We start from the raw sequence: 19,924 nt of genomic DNA, 5'->3' as shown, positions 1-19,924 counted from the left end.
ACCTCTTTTATAGAATTCCCAATAGAATTTTTAAGCAGTTTGCACATACATACCATAGTTTATTGTACATTAAAAGTAGACAAAAATAAAGCTTGGTTTTGTTCATTGTAAACAATGAAATTTTCAGCGAATACATGTAGACTAGAATAGATACAGGCAGATATTTTGGAATGCTATACGCTTCGGGGGTGAGGAATTGTTAGGCTCGACAAATGTAAACTCAAATCGTAATAGAGATGCGTTTGTTTTGAAGGCGACTGCGGCAAGTGATGAAGTTTCCCGTATCTTGAAGGAAAATCCGAACGGACATGTCCATAGTGTATTTACGACTAGTTTCAATTTAGCCTTCGGTGGGCATCTTGTCCATGTTGGCGCATTGGGGAATGGCATCGCGCCATTCGGAATAGGGTTGGATCAAGCGGATGCGCATTTGCTAACCACTTTGCTTGCTGTCGACTTGGAAGCTGTGTGGGATGAGGAATCAATGTCAGTGCTTTTCCCGAAAGGAATTAGCCTCTCGTTACATGAAGCGAAATGGACAAACCATACAATACAGCCTTCCACTTACGATCTCACTTCTCTTGAGGACAACTTCATGTATTTGGCGGATCGGCTTCTTCAAGACGACTGGCATACTGGTCTGGCCGAAACGACCGATGAAAAAAAACAGATTGTCCACTATATCGTCGACCCCTCTTCTTTCATAGAAGGAATCCCCGTCCTGGATAAATTGAATGACTTGAAAAATCTTGTCTTGCATCATGAGTTGGACGAGAAAGAAGTTTTCGACTATTGGATTGGCAGGGGACTTGGGCTCACACCGAGCGGAGATGACGTCATTACCGGAATTTGTGCAGTTTTATCGGCGCTGGAAGGGACAGACCAAACGTTTCTGCGGAAATTGAAACCCTATTTGATTGAATATGGCCAAAAACGGACGACTTTTGTCGCTCTGGAATATCTTCTCTATGCAACTGAAAACAAATTCCATTCCCATCTCCAGCAGTTATGCTATGTTTTAGATAAACAGCGAGGAAAAGAATTTCTAAAGGCTGTCGAAGAGATGAAGGAGATCGGCCACACATCAGGTGCGGATACAGTACTAGGAATGTTGCTCGGCATGAAAGCTGCCGTTATTCATAAAAAAGAAAGGTGATTGTTATCAAGGAGTTAGTAAAATCAAGTAACTGGATTTCGGGCTTACAGTGGCTCTTTTTTATTTTCACGAATATCGTTGTCATACCAATCACTGTGGGGGCGGCTTTTGATCTTCCGCCAGAGACAATTGTCAATATGCTTCAGCTATCCTTTATCGTCACTGGACTAGCGTGTATTATCCAAGCGTTCTTTGGGCATAAACGTGCCATCATGGAAGGGCAATCCGGCCTTTGGTGGGGTGTCATTTTAACACTATGTACAACAGCTGCGGCTCAAGGGATGCCTTTGCATATTCTTGGAGGCAGCTTGACAGTAGGTATTATCATTGTTTCAATCATGACTTTCTTGATTGGTGTAACAGGGCTCGGTCCCCAAATAGCGAAGTTATTCACTCCAGCAGTGATGGGTGTATTCATGTTCCTGTTCGGCTGTCAATTGATCGGGATCTTTTTAAAGGGGATGCTCGGGATTCCTTTTGGCAACCAGGCTGTAAACCCGCAGATTGATTTATCCGTTTCCCTATTGGCGATTGTCATTGCGACTCTGATCATCGTCATCAGCGTGAAGGCGCCTTCAAGTATAAGGCGATATGGGTTGCTGATCGGGATTATCGTCGGTTGGATCGTTTATGCGCTGATTTTTAAGCCGGAAAGCACAATTAGCGGAACGACAAAGTTCACCCTTGAATTATTCCCATTAGGGAAGCCGGCATGGGATGTCGGGATTATCATTACAACTATTTTAGCAGGAATGTTGAACACAGCGAATACGTTCGGCGCATTAAAAGGAACGGAAAGCATGTATGAAGTGGAAACGACAAAGTCGGAATACAGGGCATCATTCACCATTACGGGTGTATTCACACTCATTGCGGGTATTTTCGGCCTCGTTCCGAACTCGCCATTCGTTTCATCGATCGGTTTCTTGAGCCAAACAGGGATCATTAAAAGGATTCCATTTGTGCTTGGTGGATTCATGTTCCTCATTATGGGACTTATCCCGCCGCTCGGCCACTTCTTCTCACAGCTTCCATTAAGCATCGGTAGTGCTGCGTTGTTTGTCTCGTACTTGCTTCTCCTGAATTCTTCCTTGAATTTCTTCAAGCAAGTCGAATTTAATACGGTCAACGTTTATCGTTCAGCAATTCCGTTGTTCGTAGGAGTTGTCATCATGACTCTCCCGGCCACTTATTTTGTTACAATTCCAGGCGTGATCCGTCCATTGCTAAGCAGTGGGTTGCTAGTGGGAATCATACTAGCGTTGCTGTTGGAGAACTTCTTCAAATGGGATACGTATGGTGTGGAAAGTAAGACGGAACAGAAGGATGAAGTAGATCCACTTCCGGTTAAATCAAAATCATAACGATGAATTAGAAAAGGGCGCGAGAGTATACTCTCGGCCCTTTTGGCTTACTTCAGTTTATTGCGTAAGAAAGTGATCACTTCTTCAAATGCATTTTGTACAATCGGACTTTGCCAGTCTTCGTCAAATTGATGCTTGCCATCAGGAATGGTGATCAGTTTATGGTCAACGCCGTTTTTTTGCAAACCTTCAGCCATCAGGACGGATTGCTCATAGGGGACATCCTCGTCTTTCGTTCCGTGGAGGAGCAGGGTAGGCGGGTAGTGCGGATGGATATTGAATAGTGGACAGTACTTGGAAAGCTCGTCTTTTGCCAAGACAGGGATTAGTCCGCTTAATTCTTCAATCCAAACGCCATGCTGCCTCGCATGCATATAGATGGCGTACCGCTTTTCAATCGGACCGACCGAAATGATTTCATCCGACACGAGCATTTTGGCCAGTTCCCTAGGCACAGTTGTCATCGCTGAATAGTGGGGGCTCGGTTTCACCGCCCAATCACCGGTAATATCGCCATACCCATAGAAAGAAACGATGGCTTTCGGCTTGTTCCGGAACGTACCCGTTAGAAGTGCGAGATATCCGCCCGCTGAACTTCCGATGACCGCAATATTGCTCGGATCATAGTCGAATTCCTTGATCCCTTCATGTTCGATCCAGTCGAGGGCATCTATGATATCATCTTGAATCTCGGGAAGCTTTGACTCTGGCGCCAACCGATAGTCGATTGAGAAGATGTTGAACCCAGCTTGTCGATAAAACTCAATCTGTTCTTTCTTCATATCTTCACGGGACCCCCATAGAAGTCCGCCGCCGTGTATGTAGACAATCACTGGGCGGGATGATTCTTCAGCCGGATAAAAGTCCGCTTTCAACTCGAAGTTATCCTTCTGTTTATAAATGATCGTTGTTTTTGACATGATGTCACGCTCACTCCTTCGTTAGATAAGCTTTCGTTAGTATTGTATAATAAGAAGAATGATATTTCGAGATAAGGACATTAGGATACATGGAAAGGGGTGCGGCAAATGGAGTTTAGAGTAAAGGATTTATTGGCGATCGGGCCGATGAAGGATGCTGAAATTTTAAGCGGACGTACGTATGTTCAAAACGTGATTGAAGGCGTAACGATCATGGAAGGACCGGATATCGCGAATTGGATTAAAGGCGGCGAAGTGATTTTAACAAGCCTTTATTCGATTCGGGATTTCAATGTGCAAGAACAAAAGGATTTTATTGCCAAATTAGCTGATAAGAACGTGAGTGCTCTTGTCATTAAGAAGCATACTGAAGATATTTCCGATCAATTGCTCGAAGCCGGCGAAAAAAACAGAATGCCGATCATACAGCTGCCGCAAGAAGTTCCCTTTGTCGATGTCATGTATCCGATCATGGGGGAGCTTTTCAATAAGCAGGTCACGAAACTGCGATACTTTAAGGAGATCCATGATCGATTTACAGCTTTATCTCTCGCTGATAAAGGCCTTGAGAAAATCATTTATACACTTGAAAAGTTAATTGGAAATCCAGTTGCACTTTTTGATAGGAATTTCAGTTGTATCGTATCGACGTACCCTGAACTTGAACAATTTGAGATGGTAGAGAAAGTGCATTTCTACGAACAGACTTCAGGCATTAAATTTCCTCACTATCGCCAAATTGTAAAATACCCTGAACTGGATAATGTGAAAGGGCATCAAATTGTCGTTCCGATAGAAGCGCTGAACCATAACAAAATGTATTTATTGATCGGCGAAATAAACAAATCACTTGGTGAATTGGATTTGATCGCCGTCGAAAACGCAGCGACTTCCTTATCCTTGGAATTAGTGAAGCAATTTGCCGTCGCAGAAGTGGAGAAGAAGTATAAAAACGATCTCATTGAGGAATTGATCAGCGGGAAAATCCAATCGATTCAAGCTGTATATGAAAAAGCGAACGTCATCGGTTGGGACTTCACTGGTGCATTTGCTGCGGTGCTATTTAAACTGAACCGCCAGGCGGAGGGCGCTTTAAAGCAAAAAGGCGATCTCGCTGACCGTGCGCATTTCCTTGTGAATGAAGCGATTCATCACTATTTGCCGAACGGCATCATTTCAAATAAAAGCAATCTCTTCATTGTTCTTTGGAAAGTTGAGAAGGAGAGCAAAAATGATACTGCATGGATGAATGACATAAAGAATACAGCACGGACGATTCAAGCGGTCATTCAAAAGCAAGCTAAAGACATAGATGTCCAAGTGGGAATAGGAAGTGCGGTAGGAGATATTTCCGAAATTCCGCAAAGTTATCGGGAAGCGCATGATGCACTGGATTTAGGGGAAACATTAAACGGTTTGGCATCGATTACAGCTTTCTCGGAACTTGGGATCTTCCGGCTGCTGCGTTATGTCAAGGACTCATCCGCTCTCATGCAGTTCATACCGAAATCCCTTAAGGAGCTGCTTGATTACCAACAGGCGAATCAATCCGATTTACTGAAAACATTGCAGACATTTTTAGAGTGCAATCAAAACGCAGCTCAAACCGCTAAACTCCTCTTTGTCCATTATAAGACCGTCGTTTATCGCTTGGAGAGGGTTAAGGAGATAACGGGAATGGATTTTGAAGACTCTGAAGAGATGCTGTCTGTACGGGTTGGACTAAAAATTTATGAACTACTTCAGCGTGAAAATGAAGAATAGGTAAAGAGGCAGCTATACATGCTGCCTCTTTTTTTTGTTTCTTATCCATACTAGACAAACAAAAGTTAAATCTTTATCTAATTACGCTAAAGACTATTTAGATTAGAACGCTTACAATTAGAAATGGAGCTAAAACATGAAAGACGATTCATTGCATACTATCCGTATGAACTACAAACAATAATTGCGTTCTACACTAATTATAAGCATACATAACGCGGAAAAGGGTGGTGAAATAGGTGAACGATATGAAAGAAATTATACAAACGCTTGATTTAGCGGAAGAGACTGCCGGCAGACTTGATTGGCTCGGTGACTTCGGCAAAGATCCTGAAGGCGGTGTTTCTCGTTTACTCTATACAAAAGAGTGGGTTGAAGGTCAACACGCTTTGAAAGACTGGATGGAAAACGAAGGACTTGAAGCTCGTTTTGATGAAGTTGGAAATCTGTACGGTACTCTAAAAGGGAAGAACGCAAACGAAACTGTGTTGACAGGCTCCCATGTGGATACTGTAACAAACGGCGGACGCTATGACGGAGCTTACGGCATCGTCGCCGGCATCATTGCGTTGAAGTATTTGAAGAAGCATTTCGGTCAACCAGTCAGAAACATTGAAGTCGTTTCAATGGCAGAAGAGGAAGGCAGCCGTTTCCCATATTCATTCTGGGGATCCAAAAACATCGTCGGCTTAGCCAAACAAGCAGAAGTGGAAACAATTAAAGACTTCGATGGTGTCCCGTTTGTTGACGCAATGAAAAATGCAGGCTTCCGTTTTAAGGAAGAGTCGAATGGTCCACGCAAGGATTTGACGGCATTCGTCGAAGTTCACGTAGAACAAGGCAGTGTTTTGGAAACCGAGAAAACGGCAATTGGTGTAGTGAATAACATTGTTGGACAAAGACGGTATACGGTTGAGATTACAGGTGAAGCTAATCATGCGGGAACGACGCCGATGGGGTATCGGAAAGATGCCATGTTTGCGGCCAGCCATATGATCCATGAAATTATTTCAATGGCTAGAAAAATCGGGGATCCGCTAGTGACGACTGTCGGAAAGATTGAAGCGTACCCGAACATCGTAAACGTCGTTCCGGGAAAAGCGATTTTCACGATCGATGTACGACATACTGCAAAAGAAGCGATCGTTTCATTTACTGAACAAATGACGGCCAGAATGCAGGAAATCTCCAATGAGCATGGAGTTGAAATGAACATTGATCTATGGATGGATGAAGATCCGGTTCCAATGGATCAAAGAGTTGTTGAGCTCATTGAAAAACAATGTAAAGAAAACGGCCTCAATTATAAAGTGATGCATAGTGGAGCGGGTCATGATTCCCAAATCTTTGCTCCTATCGTGCCGACAGCTATGCTGTTCGTTCCGAGTCTGAAAGGAATCAGCCACAATCCAGCTGAATTTACCGAGCCCGCAGATTTGGCAGAAGGCGTTAAAGCACTGATTGGTGCACTTTATGAGTTGGGCTATAAAGAGTAAATTTTTCTCAAATGGGTGTACGCCCGGAAATATAAAAAACAGAGGAGAATGTAAAGATGGGTTATCCAAAAGATATACTTTCAAGCAGGTCAATTATTAAACCAGGACAATATGCACTAATTGCTCCAGAAGGATTAGTGAACAACGTCATCCCTGGATTTGAAAATTGCAGAATCTCCATTTTAGCTTCACCGAAACTAGGCGCAGGCTTTGTCGACTACATGGTTACAATGCATGAAGGCGGCAAGAACAGCGAAGGTTTCTGCGGTGAAGAAGACGTACAGTGCTTTGTTTATGTAATTAGCGGAAAAGTGAAAGCGAAAGCTGACGATCAAGAGTTCATTCTTGAAGAGAGCGGCTACCTATATTGCCCTCCAGGCGTGAAAATGTATTTGGAAAATATGGAGTCAGGCGATTCCCGCTTATTCCTTTACAAGCAAAAGCATATTCCATTGAAAGACGGACGCAAGCCATGGGTAGTTTCCGGCCATGCAAATGACATCGAGTACATGGACTATGACGATATGCATAACGTTCACCTGAAAGATCTATTACCGTTGGATCTTGAATTCGATATGAACTTCCACATTCTTTCATTCGATCCAGCAGCAAGCCATCCATTCGTAGAAACACATTATCAAGGTCACGGCGCGTACCTGCTATCAGGTGAAGGTATGTACAACTTGGATAATGAATGGATTCCAGTTAAAAAAGGCGATTACATCTTCATGGCGCCATATGTCCACCAAGCAGCTTATGCGGTTGGCAGAGAGCCTTTGACGTATGTTTATTCCAAAGATTGTAATCGGGATGCATCACTATAATAGCCCCAGTAAAGAGGTGTCAAGATGAGAGTAAGCAGAGACGACTTAAAAGGTCTAATTAAAACAAAGCTTGAAAAGGCTGGCCTAAATGAAGAACATGCTGATGTCGCGGCAGACGTGTTAACGTTTGCCGACGAGAGAGGCATTCACTCCCATGGCGCAATGCGCGTGGAATATTATGCTGAACGAATCGCCAAAGGTGGAATGAACACAAACCCGGACTTTAGATTTGAAAAAACTGGCCCGGCAACAGGTATATTCCACGGCGACGGCGGAAATGGCCATACAGCAGCGAAATTGGCTATGGATGAAGCAATCAAAATGGCGAAGGAAAGTGGAGTTGCCATCATTGGCGTTAGAGATATCTCTCATAGCGGAGCAATCTCCTACTTCACAAACCAAGCAGCTGATGCTGACCTGATCGGCTTCTCCGTTTGTCAATCAGATCCGATGGTAGTTCCATTCGGAGGTGCCGAGCCTTATTACGGTACAAATCCGATTGCATTCGCTGCGCCAAGCAGCAACGGAAAGATGATTACATTGGACATGGCAACGACTGTCCAAGCGTGGGGAAAAATTCTCCATGCACGTTCCAAGAACGAATCAATCCCGGATACGTGGGCGGTTGACAGCAATGGGGAGCCGACTACGGATCCGATGAACGTCAATGCTTTATTGCCGATTTCGGGCCCTAAAGGGTATGGCCTTGCAATGATGGTGGATGTTCTATCGGGCATCCTTCTCGGACTTCCATTCGGCAATAAAGTTTCGTCAATGTACGAAGATTTGGCGGAATACCGCAAGCTTGGACAACTTCATATTGTCATCAATCCAGCATTCTTTACAGGTTTGACATCTTTCAAAGATGACATTAAACAAACGATGGACGACCTGAATGGAATCAAACCGGCACCAGGCTTTTCAAAAGTCCTTTACCCGGGTCAAAACAATGATGTAGTCATTGAGGATTATAAGGAAAATGGAATCGAGATTGTAGATGATATTTATGAGTATCTAAAATCCGATGTCATCCATAATAACCAATATGACCATAAGAACCCATTCGCTGAATGATATCCATTCTTTAAATAGAGAGCATCAGTGTAAAACTTAATAGGGGTGAGCGGAATGAGAGTAAGTAGTGAGCAGTTGAACGAGTTGATTACAACAAAGCTGCATAAAGCGGGATTGACTGAGGATCATGCGCGCGGAGTTGCCGACGTGCTCGTTCACGCAGATGCCAGGGGAGTCCATTCTCACGGGGCAATGCGTGTCGAGTATTACGCAGAGCGAATTGCTAAAGGCGGACTGAATGCCAATCCTGAATTCAAGTTTGAAAAGACAGGTCCTGTTACTGCCATTTTTGATGGTGATAACGGTGTAGGGCATGTTGCTGCGAAATTGGCGATGGACGAAGCAATTCAAATGGCCAAAGAAAACGGAGTTGCTGTTGTCGGCGTGAGAAGAATCGGTCACAGCGGCGCACTCTCCTACTTTGTTCAACAAGCAGCAAATGAGAATTTGATCGGCATTTCAGTTTGTCAATCCGATCCGATGGTCGTTCCTTTTGGCGGAGCAGAGCCTTATTACGGAACAAATCCGATCGCATTTGCGGCACCAGGCAAAGACGGTAAGAATATTACATTTGATATGGCAACAACCGTTCAAGCTTGGGGGAAAATTCTCCATGCACGTTCAAAAAACGAATCCATTCCTGATACATGGGCAGTTGACAGTGAAGGTCACCCGACTACTGATCCATTTAAAGTGAATGCATTGGTACCGATAGCTGGACCAAAAGGATACGGACTCATGATGATGGTGGACGTCTTATCCGGGATCCTGCTTGGACTTCCTTTTGGAAACAAAGTGTCCTCCATGTACCATGATCTCACCGAATATCGAAATCTTGGACAGCTCCACATTGTCATCAATCCGGAATTCTTTACAGGATTAGGCTCATTCCAAGAAAGCATTGCGACAACGATGCAAGATCTCAATAACATCAAGCCGGCTCCTGGTTTCGATCATGTTTCCTACCCTGGACAAAGAAGTGCCGAAAGGGAGAAGCAGTATGAGGAAAACGGTATTGAAATTGTAGATCACATATACGAATATTTAGTATCAGATGTAATTCATAACAATGCGTTTGATAATAAAAGCCCTTTTGCTAAGTAAGACTTTTTGATAAAAAGGGTGGTCATCTTGAGTGGCCACCCACTTTTCTGTGCGGATTTTACAAAAAAATAATTTAAGAGGTGCGTGAAAACATGCTTTATACGATTGTCAAACAGAATTCATATCAGGATTCAGTTAACCTAATGCTTCTCACGAATAAAATTTCAACAATGGAAGGCATTACTAAGGTTCAAATTATGATGGGAACACCTGCTAACAAGGATATCCTCAAAGCTGCGGATCTTTACACTGAAGAACTAGATAGTGCCGCTTCAAATGACATGTGTATCGTTGTAGACACGGAACAGGAAGAGAAAATTGAAGAAGTACTCGAGGAAATCGATAACTATCTAAGCAACCAAGCAATCAGCGCTGGTAAAGAAGCTTTTGAAACGGTTAACTCTTGGGACAAAGCTGTAAATGCACTTCCTGATGCAAATATTGCTATTATCTCTACACCAGGTCAATATGCTGCTGAAGAAGCGGAAAAAGCGCTTGACCGCGATATGCACGTCATGATTTTCAGTGACAACGTAACGATTGAAGATGAGCGACGCATCAAAGAAAAGGCGCATGAAAAAGGTCTTCTCGTAATGGGTCCTGACGCTGGTACAGTTATCGTTTCCGGTGTTCCACTTGCATTCGCAAACGTAGTGAAAACAGGAAAAATCGGCGTAATCGGAGCTTCTGGTACAGGTATCCAAGAAGTTACGACTGAAATTGACCGTCTAGGTGCAGGGGTAAGCCACGCAATCGGTACGGGCGGCCGCGACCTTTCTGACAAAATCGGTGCAATTACAATGTTGGACGGCTTGAAAGCATTGGCACAACATAATCAAACAGAAGTCATCACACTTATTTCTAAGCCACCTGCAAAAGAAGTTCGTGACCAAGTTGTCGAATTGCTACACAGCATTTCAAAACCGGTTGTTGCAATCTTCCTTGGAGAAGAACCGCATAACCATGAAGGAAATGTGTACTATGCAAACACACTTGAAGAGACAGCTGCACTTGCTGTAGATCTAGTAAAAGGCAACGAAATCAAATCAAATTACAATCACCTTGAAGACGAAGTACCTGCTGTAGACTTGAAACCTGAACAGAAAACAATTAAAGGTCTTTATTCAGGCGGTACGCTTGGATATGAAGCAGCTACATTGATCAGCAGAGGCTTGAATCTTGGAGAAACTGACCACGACCAAGCGGGCTACCTTCTAAATGCTGACGGTTTCGAAATTATCGACCTTGGTGACGATATTTACACACAAGGAAAACCGCACCCAATGATCGATCCGGATACAAGAATCAAGTTCTTCCAAAAAGCTGCACAAGATGAATCAACAGCAGTCATCCTATTTGATGTTGTTCTTGGTTACGGTGCACATGACGATATGGCAGGCGCATTGCTTCCAGGCATCGAGAAGATCCAAAACGAAACAAAAGCAAACGGCAGAAACGTTTACTTCGTTGCTACAGTTTGCGGTACGGATCAAGACCCACAAGGCATCGATGAGCAAAAAGCGAAACTTGCAGAAGCAGGAGTTATTATCCGCGACAGCAATAACCAAGCGACATTGACTGCTCTAGCAATGCTTGGCATTCAAGTTGAAGAAGGAACTAAAGAAGTTGTTCCTGCAAAAGAGACGAAGACTGTTGAGTTCACAGTTTCAGAAGCAATCGAGAAGCTATTGAATGAAAAACCTAGCGTAGTTAACGTTGGATTGAAGAGCTTCACGAAATCGGTTACAGCAAACGGCGGCAGAGTTGTTCAATATGACTGGCGTCCAGTTGCAGGCGGAAATCCAAGATTGCGTAAAATCTTGAGCCTACTTAAGTAATACCAAAAGTGTAGTGAGGAAATATTGATTTTTCAGGAGGAAACCAAATGTACGGACAATTTAAAACGATTGATGAAGCAAACCGAGCGGTTATCGATAAAGTTGTATCTGGCGCACCATTCTTAATTGATGTAGTTCCAGCGAAATCTGTTATTGAAGAGTTAAACGGGAAAGTATTACTTCATGCTGGCCCGCCTATTAAATGGGAAAATATGACAAGCCCAATGCAAGGATCTTGTATCGGTGCTGCATTGTTCGAAGGTTGGGCGACAAACGCTGACGACGCACGTACAATGCTTGAAAACGGTGAAGTTGAATTCATTCCTTGCCACCATGTGAATGCAGTAGGTCCAATGGGTGGAATCACTTCCGGAAGCATGCCGGTCTTAGTTGCGGAAAACCGCGACGGCGGAAATCGCGCATATTGCACAATGAACGAAGGAATCGGTGCAGTACTTCGTTTCGGTGCGTACTCAGAGGAAGTTATCAACCGTCTAAACTGGTTCCGAGATGTGCTTGGTCCAACACTATCCAAAGCGCTTCATATTAAAGGTGACGGCCTAAACGTCAACGTTATGATGGCTAGAGCAATTACAATGGGTGACGAGTTCCACCAACGTAATATTGCCGGCTCATTGATCTTCCTAAAAGATATCGTTCCATACATCCTACAAACAGATGTAGACGAAAAAGATAAGCAAGATGTTATCCAATTCCTTGCTGACACAGATCAGTACTTCTTGAACATTGCAATGGCTTCAACGAAAGCGGTAATGGACTCAGCTAGACAAATCCAACATGGTACAGTAGTAACAGCAATGTGCCGTAACGGACATGAGTTCGGAATCCGTATCGCAGGAATGGGCGACCAATGGTTCACAGCACCGGTTAACACGCCACAAGGTCTATTCTTCACAGGATACGATCAAGACATGGCTTGTAAAGACATGGGTGACAGTGCAATCACTGAAACATTCGGTGTTGGTGGATTTGCAATGATCGCTGCTCCTGGTGTTACACGTTTCGTAGGTGCCGGCGGTATGGACGATGCTGTTAATACAAGTAACGATATGATGGATATTTGTATCGATCACAACCCGAACTTCTCAATTCCTACATGGGACTTTAAAGGTTCTTGCCTAGGAATCGATGCACGTAAAGTCGTTGAAACTGGTATCGAGCCGATCATCAACACAGGTATCGCTCACAAAGAAGCTGGCGTTGGCCAAATCGGTGCAGGTACTGTTCGTGCTCCATTAGCTGCCTTTGAAAAAGCGATCGATGCTTACGCAGTGAAGCTTGGTCTAATCGAAGCGGAATAATGATTTTATGTGGAGAGGAATGGTTATAAGCTAGTTCCTCTCCTCTTTTCTGTGATAAAATAAGGGAGCTTTATTTCTCCAACAGTTTGACTTGATATGCGGTATATTTTTTCTTAATCAAAGGAGAGTTATCAATGAGTAAAAAAGTTGTATTAGCGATCGGTGGAAACGCCATCATTAAAGAAGGCCAAAAAGGAACACTCGAAGAGCAGATCCAAAACATTAATGAGAGCTGTGAACCTGTTCTTGATTTGATCGAACAAGGAAATACAGTTGTCATCACACACGGAAACGGTCCGCAAGTAGGGAATTCATTAATTAAAAACCAAATGGCGGAATCTGTCGTTCCAGCTTTCCCACTTGATGTATTGGATGCTGAAACGCAAGGGAACCTCGGGTACTTGATCCAACAAGCATTCAGAAACAAAATGGTAGAGCGTAACATCCAACGTCCAGTGGCGACAATCGTTACACAATCGGTTGTTTCCCAGGATGATCCGGCTTTCGCTAACCCAACAAAACCGATCGGTCCTTTCTATACACAAGAAGAGTTAGATAAAGTTCTTGAAACAGAAAAAATCGATTACATTGAGGACAGCGGACGTGGATACAGACGCGTCGTTGCTTCTCCAAAACCAGTTACGATTGTTGAAAAAGACGCTATCCAAGCTCTTCTTGACAAAGAAATCATTGTCGTCACAGCTGGCGGCGGCGGAATCCCTGTTGTCGAAGAAAACGGCATGCTGAAAGGTACAGATGCTGTTATCGATAAAGACTTCGCAAGCGCATTGTTAGCTGCGGAAATCCAAGCGGACTACCTCTTCATCCTTACTGGCGTTGAGCAGGTAGCGATCAACTTCGGTACTCCACAACAAGAGAACCTTTTTGAAATGACAGTCGAAGAAGCACTTCGCTACATGGATGAAGGCCACTTCCCTAAAGGAAGCATGGGACCGAAAATCGAAGCGGCTATTATGTTCCTTGAAAAAGGCGGCAAAAACGTCGTTATCACTTCAATGGACAAACTTCAAGACGCACTTGAAGGAAAAACAGGTACACGCGTAACTCTATAATAAAACCAAAAGACAGCTCTCGCAGCTGTCTTTTGTATATCATTGAAAAGTCCAGGCGACGGTTTGTACGTTAGAGTAGGAGGTAGATCGATGTCTGGTAATATTGATGATTATCTTCAGCAAGGGATTTATGGCCCGAGAGTAACGAAGCCAGACGAACGGCGGAGATTCCTCGGATCAATTCGTGAACGCATTGTCATTGCACTTACAAAAGAGCAGGTGAGGGAAAAGGGAGTATACAAACAAGTCGAAGAGGCCATCAAGGAAAATAGAGAAGCCCGTCTGTACTTGAATGGGAATATACACTATGGCGTGCTGTCAAAATACACAAAGATCGCCTCCAAATATGATGTATCGTACAGATATGTTACAAACAAAGAACATGAATCAGATATCGGTCTCATCCTCGCATATGACGATGCAATCGATAAAGAAGAGATTTTTGTAACGAGGGAAAATAATTCCGCCGTCGAGCCAGAAAAACACACTAAGAAAAGCGCCTTCTCCCTCCTCGCAAAACTCTTCAAGCAGGACAAATAGTAATTGTGTCGGTGCCTGTGCATGGTGCAATTATGACAATTCAACTATTTGTATAAAAATTCGTGAAGAAGCTGACTGATTGTTGAATCGGTTGGCTTCTTTATTTTTTTTATTCAATTGTAGTGCATAGTCAGAATAGTTTGCTGCACAGGCACCCGAATTTGGCACCCGAATTTGGGAAGTATAATATTCTCAATGATAGACAAATTAAGAAGGAGTGGATTGTTGGGTAGATGATTTTCGAGAAGAGGTAAAGCTGATGAAAAAAAGTGTTAAAGGAATAAGCTTAGGGGCTACTTCTGCGATAGCGTGGGGAGTAGACACAGTTATTATAGGCATTATTATCGCGAGCACACCATTTAAAGAGGCTGTGATCATTGCTCCAATTATTGCTGCTTTCATGCACGACTTTTTCTCTTCCATCTGGATATCGCTGCTGATGATTAGTAAAGGTGAATTCCTTAATGTTGTAAAGCTGTTTCCGACGAAAAGCGGCGCTATTTTAGTATTGGGCGCATTATCCGGCGGACCGTTGGCAATGAGTTTTTATTTTCTTGGGATTCAATACGCCGGCGTAACGTACGCGGCAAGTATTGCATCAATATTTCCTGGCATAGGAGCCGTGCTGGCCTTCTTTTTCCTGAAGGAGAAGATGAACGGAAAAACTTGGTCAGGGGTAGTTTTGAGCATCATTGGCGTTATTATATTGGCGTATGTGCCAACGAAGTTCGATACGGAAAGCACCTTTTTCATTGGGATATTGTTTTCATTAGGGGCGGCCATCTTCTGGGGGCTTGAAGGTGTGATCGGTGCCTGGGGAATGAGAGGAAAAGAAGTCGTGCCGCTGTATGCGATTAATATTAGGCAAATCACTTCCGCCCTCAGCTATGGAGTGATCATTGTTCCATTGATGAGTGGCTATCCTCTAGTATTCGAAGCAGCGACATCCAGCATCGTATGGGTCATCGTCATAGCCGGCCTTCTAGGAACTCTTAACTATTCCTTGTATTACTCTTCAATTGATTTAATCGGCGCTGCCAGGGGGCAATCACTGAACAATACGTATGTATTTTGGGCGATCTTAACCGAGATTTTGTTTATCGGTACGGCGGTCAATCTTCAATTCATCATTGGTGCAATTATCGTCATTTTGGGATCAATCCTTGTATCAGGAAGCGTCAAGCGAAGCTGATTGTGTGGGTGCTTTTACTAGGTATAAAATTTGCGAGGAAGCCAGCCGATAGGGTAAATCGGTTGGTTTCTTGATTTTTATTCTCAAGTATAATGTAAAATCGGAACTGGATATGTGCAAGGAGCCACTAAATTGGATATACATAAATACAGCATTTATTGCAAGTGGAGGTGTCGCAATGAACGTTACAATTGAATGGACATATAAATCGCCTAAAGGAGTCGAAACCGTCTTCCGTTCCGAGGAAATGGATGCATCACAGGCTGTTCTCATTGCGGAAGATTTAGAGAGGACGGGGCGCACGAAAAGCATAAAGTTCATCGATCGTTTTGACAGCTCGTGGACCGTAAAGGAAATGAAGGGTTATTTGAAAGGAATTGAAACAGAACCCCATAATATTACGGTGTATTTTGACGGGGGGTTCAACTTGTCCACGAAGGCTGCCGGTTTAGGCTGTGTCATCTACTATGATCAGAACGGGAAATCGTATCGACTAAGGAGAAACGTAGCCGTATCTGAGCTAATCTCGAATAACGAAGCCGAATATGCGGCACTACATTTCTGTTTGCAAGAATTGGAGCTGTTGAACGTACATGATCTTTCCGTACGCTTCATCGGTGATTCCCGTGTCGTCATCAACCATTTGAGCGAGGAATGGCCGGTCATCGAGAGCAATCTCTTCAGTTGGGCGGATCGAATCGAGGCGAAAATGAAAGAGCTCGGGATTCGACCGGAATATGAGTTGGTATCGCGAAAGAAGAATGCTGAAGCAGACCGGCTAGCGGCACAAGCGCTGAATGGCATTTCTGTATCAGCAACAATCGAAAGAGGGAATGAATAAAAAAAGTCCCCAGTATGGGAACGAAAGCATTTCAATGATGTTATGTTAACTGCATTTTTTACAATTCTTGCATTGAGATTTGTCAGCACCGCATTTTTTGCATTTTGCCACTCCATCACTCCTTTGCAAGCATATATTCAACTTTATTCAGTTGCCTCCGAAGTTATGCTTGAAATGGCTCCCTTTCATGAATTGATATGCGGATGCCTTGAAACAGCTGTCACTTCCATGTTGGTATACAATAGATGCACTAGCTGCTGTTCAAATTAGGAGGAAATGATAATGGAAATCGGTATTACAACATTCGTGGAAACGACGCCTGATGTAGAAACGGGTCAAGTCGCAAGCCATGCGGAACGTATCCGTGAAGTCGTGGAGGAAATCGTGTTGGCGGATAAAGTCGGGTTGGACGTGTTCGGGGTAGGGGAGCATCATCGTGAAGATTTTGCCTGCTCGTCGCCTGCCGTTCTGCTTGCTGCAGCGGCCTCACGGACAAGCCGGATTAAACTGACGAGTGCAGTCTCTGTTTTGTCTTCAGACGACCCCGTACGGCTCTACCAGCAGTTTGCAACGGTTGATGCGATATCAAATGGCCGTGCTGAAATAATGGCAGGAAGAGGATCCTTCATCGAATCGTTTCCTCTCTTTGGCTATGATCTTCAGGATTATAATGAATTATTTGATGAGAAGCTGGAATTATTATTGAAAATCAATGAATCTGAAAAGGTTACTTGGAACGGCACGCATCGTCCATCCATTCCAGATTTAGGAGTGTATCCACGACCTGAACAAGACCGTTTGCCAATTTGGATTGCGAGCGGGGGAACGCCGCAGTCTGCTATTCGTGCTGGCGTTCTTGGTCTGCCTCTTGTACTTGCGATCATTGGCGGCAGTCCTCTGCAGTTTGCACCGATTGTGAAGTTATATAAAAGAGCTGCGCAGCAGGCGGGACATGACGTATCAAAGCTGAAGATTGCGTCCCATTCCCATGGGTTTGTAGGAGAGACAACAGATGAAGCAAAGGATAAATTCTTCCCGCCAACAGCTCAAGTAATGAATGTCTTAGGAAAAGAGAGAGGGTGGGGGCCGTACACGCGTGAATCCTTCGAAGCAGCAAGCAGTTTGGAAGGGGCAATGTACGTAGGTGACGCGGAAACAGTCGCAGAGAAAATCATTTACCTCCGTAAGAATGTCGGAGTTGAACGTTTCATGCTCCACGTTCCAGTCGGTTCAATGCCGCATGAAGACGTCATGAGAGCGATTGAGCTGCTAGGAACGGAAGTGGCTCCGATTGTAAGAGCTGAAATTGGACGATGGGAAAAAGAAAACACGCAATTACAGATTTAGATAAGAAGTAAGGAGAAGGAAAATGCAAAAACTAACGAAAGTATCCGATCGTCTTTATTATTTACCACCTGTTCAAGTAACGGACCGCCCGATACTGGGGGCGATAGTCGGGGAAGAAAAGACAGTCCTCATTGATTCCGGAAATTCCTCACAGCACGCCAAGCTTTTTTTACAACAGCTTGAGCAAATTGGAGTCAGGGCGGATTTGCTCATCCTCACCCATTGGCATTGGGACCATGTCTTTGGCATGCGTGAAATCGCAGTACCGAGTATCTCCAATAAGGAAACCTACGGAAATATCCAAGAAATGCAATCCCTGTCCTGGGAAGACGAAGACTTGGATCAACGGGTAGAAGAAGGAACAGAAATCCCATTTTGTGCGGACGCAATTAAAGAGGAGTTCGGTTCTGAGCGGAATATCCAGGTTCAGCTACCTACAATTGTCTTCGAAAATCGAATGACTGTACATGCAGGTGGAGTGACATGTGAAATTGAGCACATCGGCGGCGACCATTCAAGCGATTCCTGCATTGTATTCATTCCGGAAGAAAAGGCCCTGTTTTTAGGGGATTGCCTCTATGCGAATCTATACGCTGAAAAGTGGAATTACACGGTGGGAAAAATGCTTAAGCTCGTTCAGCAATTAGAAAAGTATGATGCTGATATTTACTTCCTCTCCCATCATCCAGCGCCTTTACGGAAAGAGGATTTCGACTCGTTTCTGCAATTGCTGAAAAATGCGGCCCTGCTCACCCAAAAGCATGAAGGGAACGCAGAAGCCATCCGCCAAGAAATGGCCAACACGCTCCAACGAGAATTGAACGAAGAAGAAACCGAAACAATCGGCTACTTCGTCAACGGCTGGTGAAATGTGTAGAATTGTGTGGGTGCCTGTGCATGGTACATTAATGACTATTTATGATTTTGGATAAAAATACACCATAATTAGTAATGAACGTTTATATTTCGGTGTTTCAGTTGTCAGTTTATTCAATTGTAGTTAATATGCTGAATAGTGTGCTGCACAGGCACCGCTTTTGACAGCCACCGCTTTTGACTTTTATCTGTCGGTTTCCTGGAAATCGATTTTGATGATGTTGTCGGTTTTTGTGGAGAATGTGATCTGGATAATAACGCCGAATTCGTGCTTGTCGTCTTTTAACCATAACTTGAACTTTTCAATGGTTGTATTGTCTTTCGTTTCGCTCCCGATATGCAAGTAGTCGACAATATTTGCGTCGGGATATTTTTGTTTTGTCTCTTTTACCGCCAAGGCCCCCCATTTTGCGTATGCGGGTGTTTGTTCGTGCTGCTGTGTAGGGATAGTTATATCTGCTGCCGTTGCAGGAACTGCGATCATTAATCCAAGCGTTATAAGTAAATTTTTCATAAGGGTCAACTCCTTGTTCTGTTGATGCTGTTAGGATGAGTCATTTGACTGGATTCATTCTGTCATGTGCGAATAACTGAATTGCAGATTGTAAGAATAGGAGATGTGGCAATGAAGAGGCTAGTCATACTTACTGTTGGCAAGACACATAGCGGAAAAACTACATTTGCGAAGGCTTTGGAGAAAAAGCTAACTAACTCAATTGTTGTGGATCAAGATAACCATGGGGCATTTATTAATACATACTACAAGTATTTACAACCGAAGGCAGGACCGAATACGCTGAAGCACGCAATCTCACAGCTGATTGTCGATTATGCGAAAGAACATACCGACTGTCATCTCATTATTTGCAATTCAAATCGAAGCCGAAAAGGCCGTGCGTATTTGCTTGAACAGTTCTTTCCGAAAACTGAATTCATTCGCGTCCTCGTCCACTTTGATTTACCGGATTCTGTTCTGCTGGACCGCGTTACAAACAGTCAACGTGATACGGGTATCTTCAGAAGCGCTTCCAATTTTGAAGAAGTCCTTGTTCGGCAAAATGCCGATTCGCTTAAGGAAGACGTCGTAGATCCATTTGAGGGAGAAGCAGATCATTTATTCGTAATCAAGGACAGTGGGGAAGTTGAAAGTGTTATCCGGAGAATTGTTATGATGGCAAAAGACATCCGCTAGT

General features: G+C 43.8%; 18 protein-coding genes. 16 read left to right on the top strand and 2 right to left on the bottom strand.

The annotated features are described in order from the left end of the window. Positions 1-196 precede the first annotated feature (196 nt). Positions 197-1,156: a DUF2877 domain-containing protein gene (locus M3193_RS15705; protein ID WP_251629628.1), complete on the top strand. Its 960-nt coding sequence runs from the start codon at positions 197-199 to the stop codon at positions 1,154-1,156. Further along, a complete protein-coding gene (locus tag M3193_RS15700) occupies positions 1,153-2,520 on the top strand; it encodes a uracil/xanthine transporter (protein WP_251629626.1) in 1,368 nt (455 codons plus the stop codon). The genes M3193_RS15705 and M3193_RS15700 overlap by 4 nt, the downstream gene beginning before the upstream one ends. Before the next feature lie 47 nt (positions 2,521-2,567). On the opposite strand, the gene M3193_RS15695 is transcribed toward M3193_RS15700, so the two are convergent. Further along, positions 2,568-3,440 (bottom strand): alpha/beta hydrolase, encoded by an 873-nt coding sequence (locus tag M3193_RS15695; RefSeq protein WP_251629624.1) that lies wholly within the window; start codon positions 3,438-3,440, stop codon positions 2,568-2,570. A gap of 108 nt (positions 3,441-3,548) precedes the next feature. On the opposite strand from M3193_RS15695, the gene M3193_RS15690 reads away from it, so the two are divergent. The 13 genes from M3193_RS15690 (at position 3,549) to M3193_RS15630 (ending at position 18,723) form a co-directional block, all read left to right on the top strand. Then, entirely contained in the window at positions 3,549-5,204 is a 1,656-nt protein-coding gene (locus tag M3193_RS15690; protein ID WP_251629622.1) for a PucR family transcriptional regulator, read from the top strand. Between the two features lie 248 nt (positions 5,205-5,452). After that, positions 5,453-6,700, top strand: coding sequence for an allantoate deiminase (allC, locus tag M3193_RS15685; RefSeq protein ID WP_251629803.1), 1,248 nt, complete (start codon positions 5,453-5,455; stop codon positions 6,698-6,700). Between the two features lie 56 nt (positions 6,701-6,756). After that, on the top strand, positions 6,757-7,524 hold the full coding sequence (gene allE, locus M3193_RS15680) for a (S)-ureidoglycine aminohydrolase (RefSeq protein ID WP_251629620.1): 768 nt from the start codon (positions 6,757-6,759) through the stop codon (positions 7,522-7,524). Between the two features lie 24 nt (positions 7,525-7,548). Next, positions 7,549-8,598, top strand: coding sequence for an ureidoglycolate dehydrogenase (gene allD, locus M3193_RS15675; RefSeq protein ID WP_251629618.1), 1,050 nt, complete (start codon positions 7,549-7,551; stop codon positions 8,596-8,598). A 54-nt stretch (positions 8,599-8,652) separates the two neighbouring features. Beyond that, positions 8,653-9,702 (top strand): ureidoglycolate dehydrogenase, encoded by a 1,050-nt coding sequence (gene allD, locus M3193_RS15670; protein ID WP_251629617.1) that lies wholly within the window; start codon positions 8,653-8,655, stop codon positions 9,700-9,702. Positions 9,703-9,794: 92 nt separating this feature from the next. After that, positions 9,795-11,540 (top strand): acyl-CoA synthetase FdrA, encoded by a 1,746-nt coding sequence (gene fdrA, locus M3193_RS15665; protein WP_251629615.1) that lies wholly within the window; start codon positions 9,795-9,797, stop codon positions 11,538-11,540. A gap of 47 nt (positions 11,541-11,587) precedes the next feature. Next, complete coding sequence (locus M3193_RS15660; RefSeq protein WP_251629613.1) at positions 11,588-12,862, top strand: DUF1116 domain-containing protein; 1,275 nt, start codon at positions 11,588-11,590, stop codon at positions 12,860-12,862. A gap of 134 nt (positions 12,863-12,996) precedes the next feature. Then, positions 12,997-13,935 carry a carbamate kinase gene (gene arcC, locus M3193_RS15655; RefSeq protein ID WP_251629612.1) on the top strand — a complete coding sequence of 313 codons (939 nt, stop codon included), beginning with the start codon at positions 12,997-12,999 and terminating at the stop codon, positions 13,933-13,935. 90 nt (positions 13,936-14,025) lie between these two features. Beyond that, positions 14,026-14,475, top strand: coding sequence for a YueI family protein (locus M3193_RS15650; protein ID WP_251629610.1), 450 nt, complete (start codon positions 14,026-14,028; stop codon positions 14,473-14,475). Between the two features lie 259 nt (positions 14,476-14,734). Beyond that, a complete protein-coding gene (locus tag M3193_RS15645) occupies positions 14,735-15,667 on the top strand; it encodes a DMT family transporter (protein ID WP_251629608.1) in 933 nt (310 codons plus the stop codon). Positions 15,668-15,845: 178 nt separating this feature from the next. After that, a complete protein-coding gene (locus M3193_RS15640) occupies positions 15,846-16,508 on the top strand; it encodes a ribonuclease H family protein (RefSeq protein ID WP_251629606.1) in 663 nt (220 codons plus the stop codon). A gap of 282 nt (positions 16,509-16,790) precedes the next feature. Continuing rightward, the gene (locus tag M3193_RS15635) at positions 16,791-17,855 is read left to right on the top strand and encodes an LLM class flavin-dependent oxidoreductase (RefSeq protein WP_251629604.1); all 1,065 of its coding nucleotides are present in this window, start codon (positions 16,791-16,793) and stop codon (positions 17,853-17,855) included. A 22-nt stretch (positions 17,856-17,877) separates the two neighbouring features. Then, the gene (locus tag M3193_RS15630) at positions 17,878-18,723 is read left to right on the top strand and encodes an MBL fold metallo-hydrolase (RefSeq protein ID WP_251629602.1); all 846 of its coding nucleotides are present in this window, start codon (positions 17,878-17,880) and stop codon (positions 18,721-18,723) included. Between the two features lie 192 nt (positions 18,724-18,915). Here the strand turns inward: M3193_RS15630 and M3193_RS15625 are convergent, their stop codons facing one another. After that, a complete protein-coding gene (locus M3193_RS15625) occupies positions 18,916-19,245 on the bottom strand; it encodes a DUF3889 domain-containing protein (protein WP_251629600.1) in 330 nt (109 codons plus the stop codon). A gap of 111 nt (positions 19,246-19,356) precedes the next feature. Here M3193_RS15625 and M3193_RS15620 point away from each other — a divergent pair, with 111 nt between their 5' ends. Continuing rightward, positions 19,357-19,923 carry an AAA family ATPase gene (locus M3193_RS15620; RefSeq protein WP_251629597.1) on the top strand — a complete coding sequence of 189 codons (567 nt, stop codon included), beginning with the start codon at positions 19,357-19,359 and terminating at the stop codon, positions 19,921-19,923. The last annotated feature ends 1 nt before the right edge of the window (position 19,924 follow it).

It is taken from the genome of Sporosarcina luteola, assembly GCF_023715585.1.
Lineage (GTDB): Bacteria > Bacillota > Bacilli > Bacillales_A > Planococcaceae > Sporosarcina > Sporosarcina luteola_D.
The sequence above is the reverse complement of the archived record's forward strand: the minus strand, read 5'-3'. Positions and strand labels throughout refer to the sequence as shown.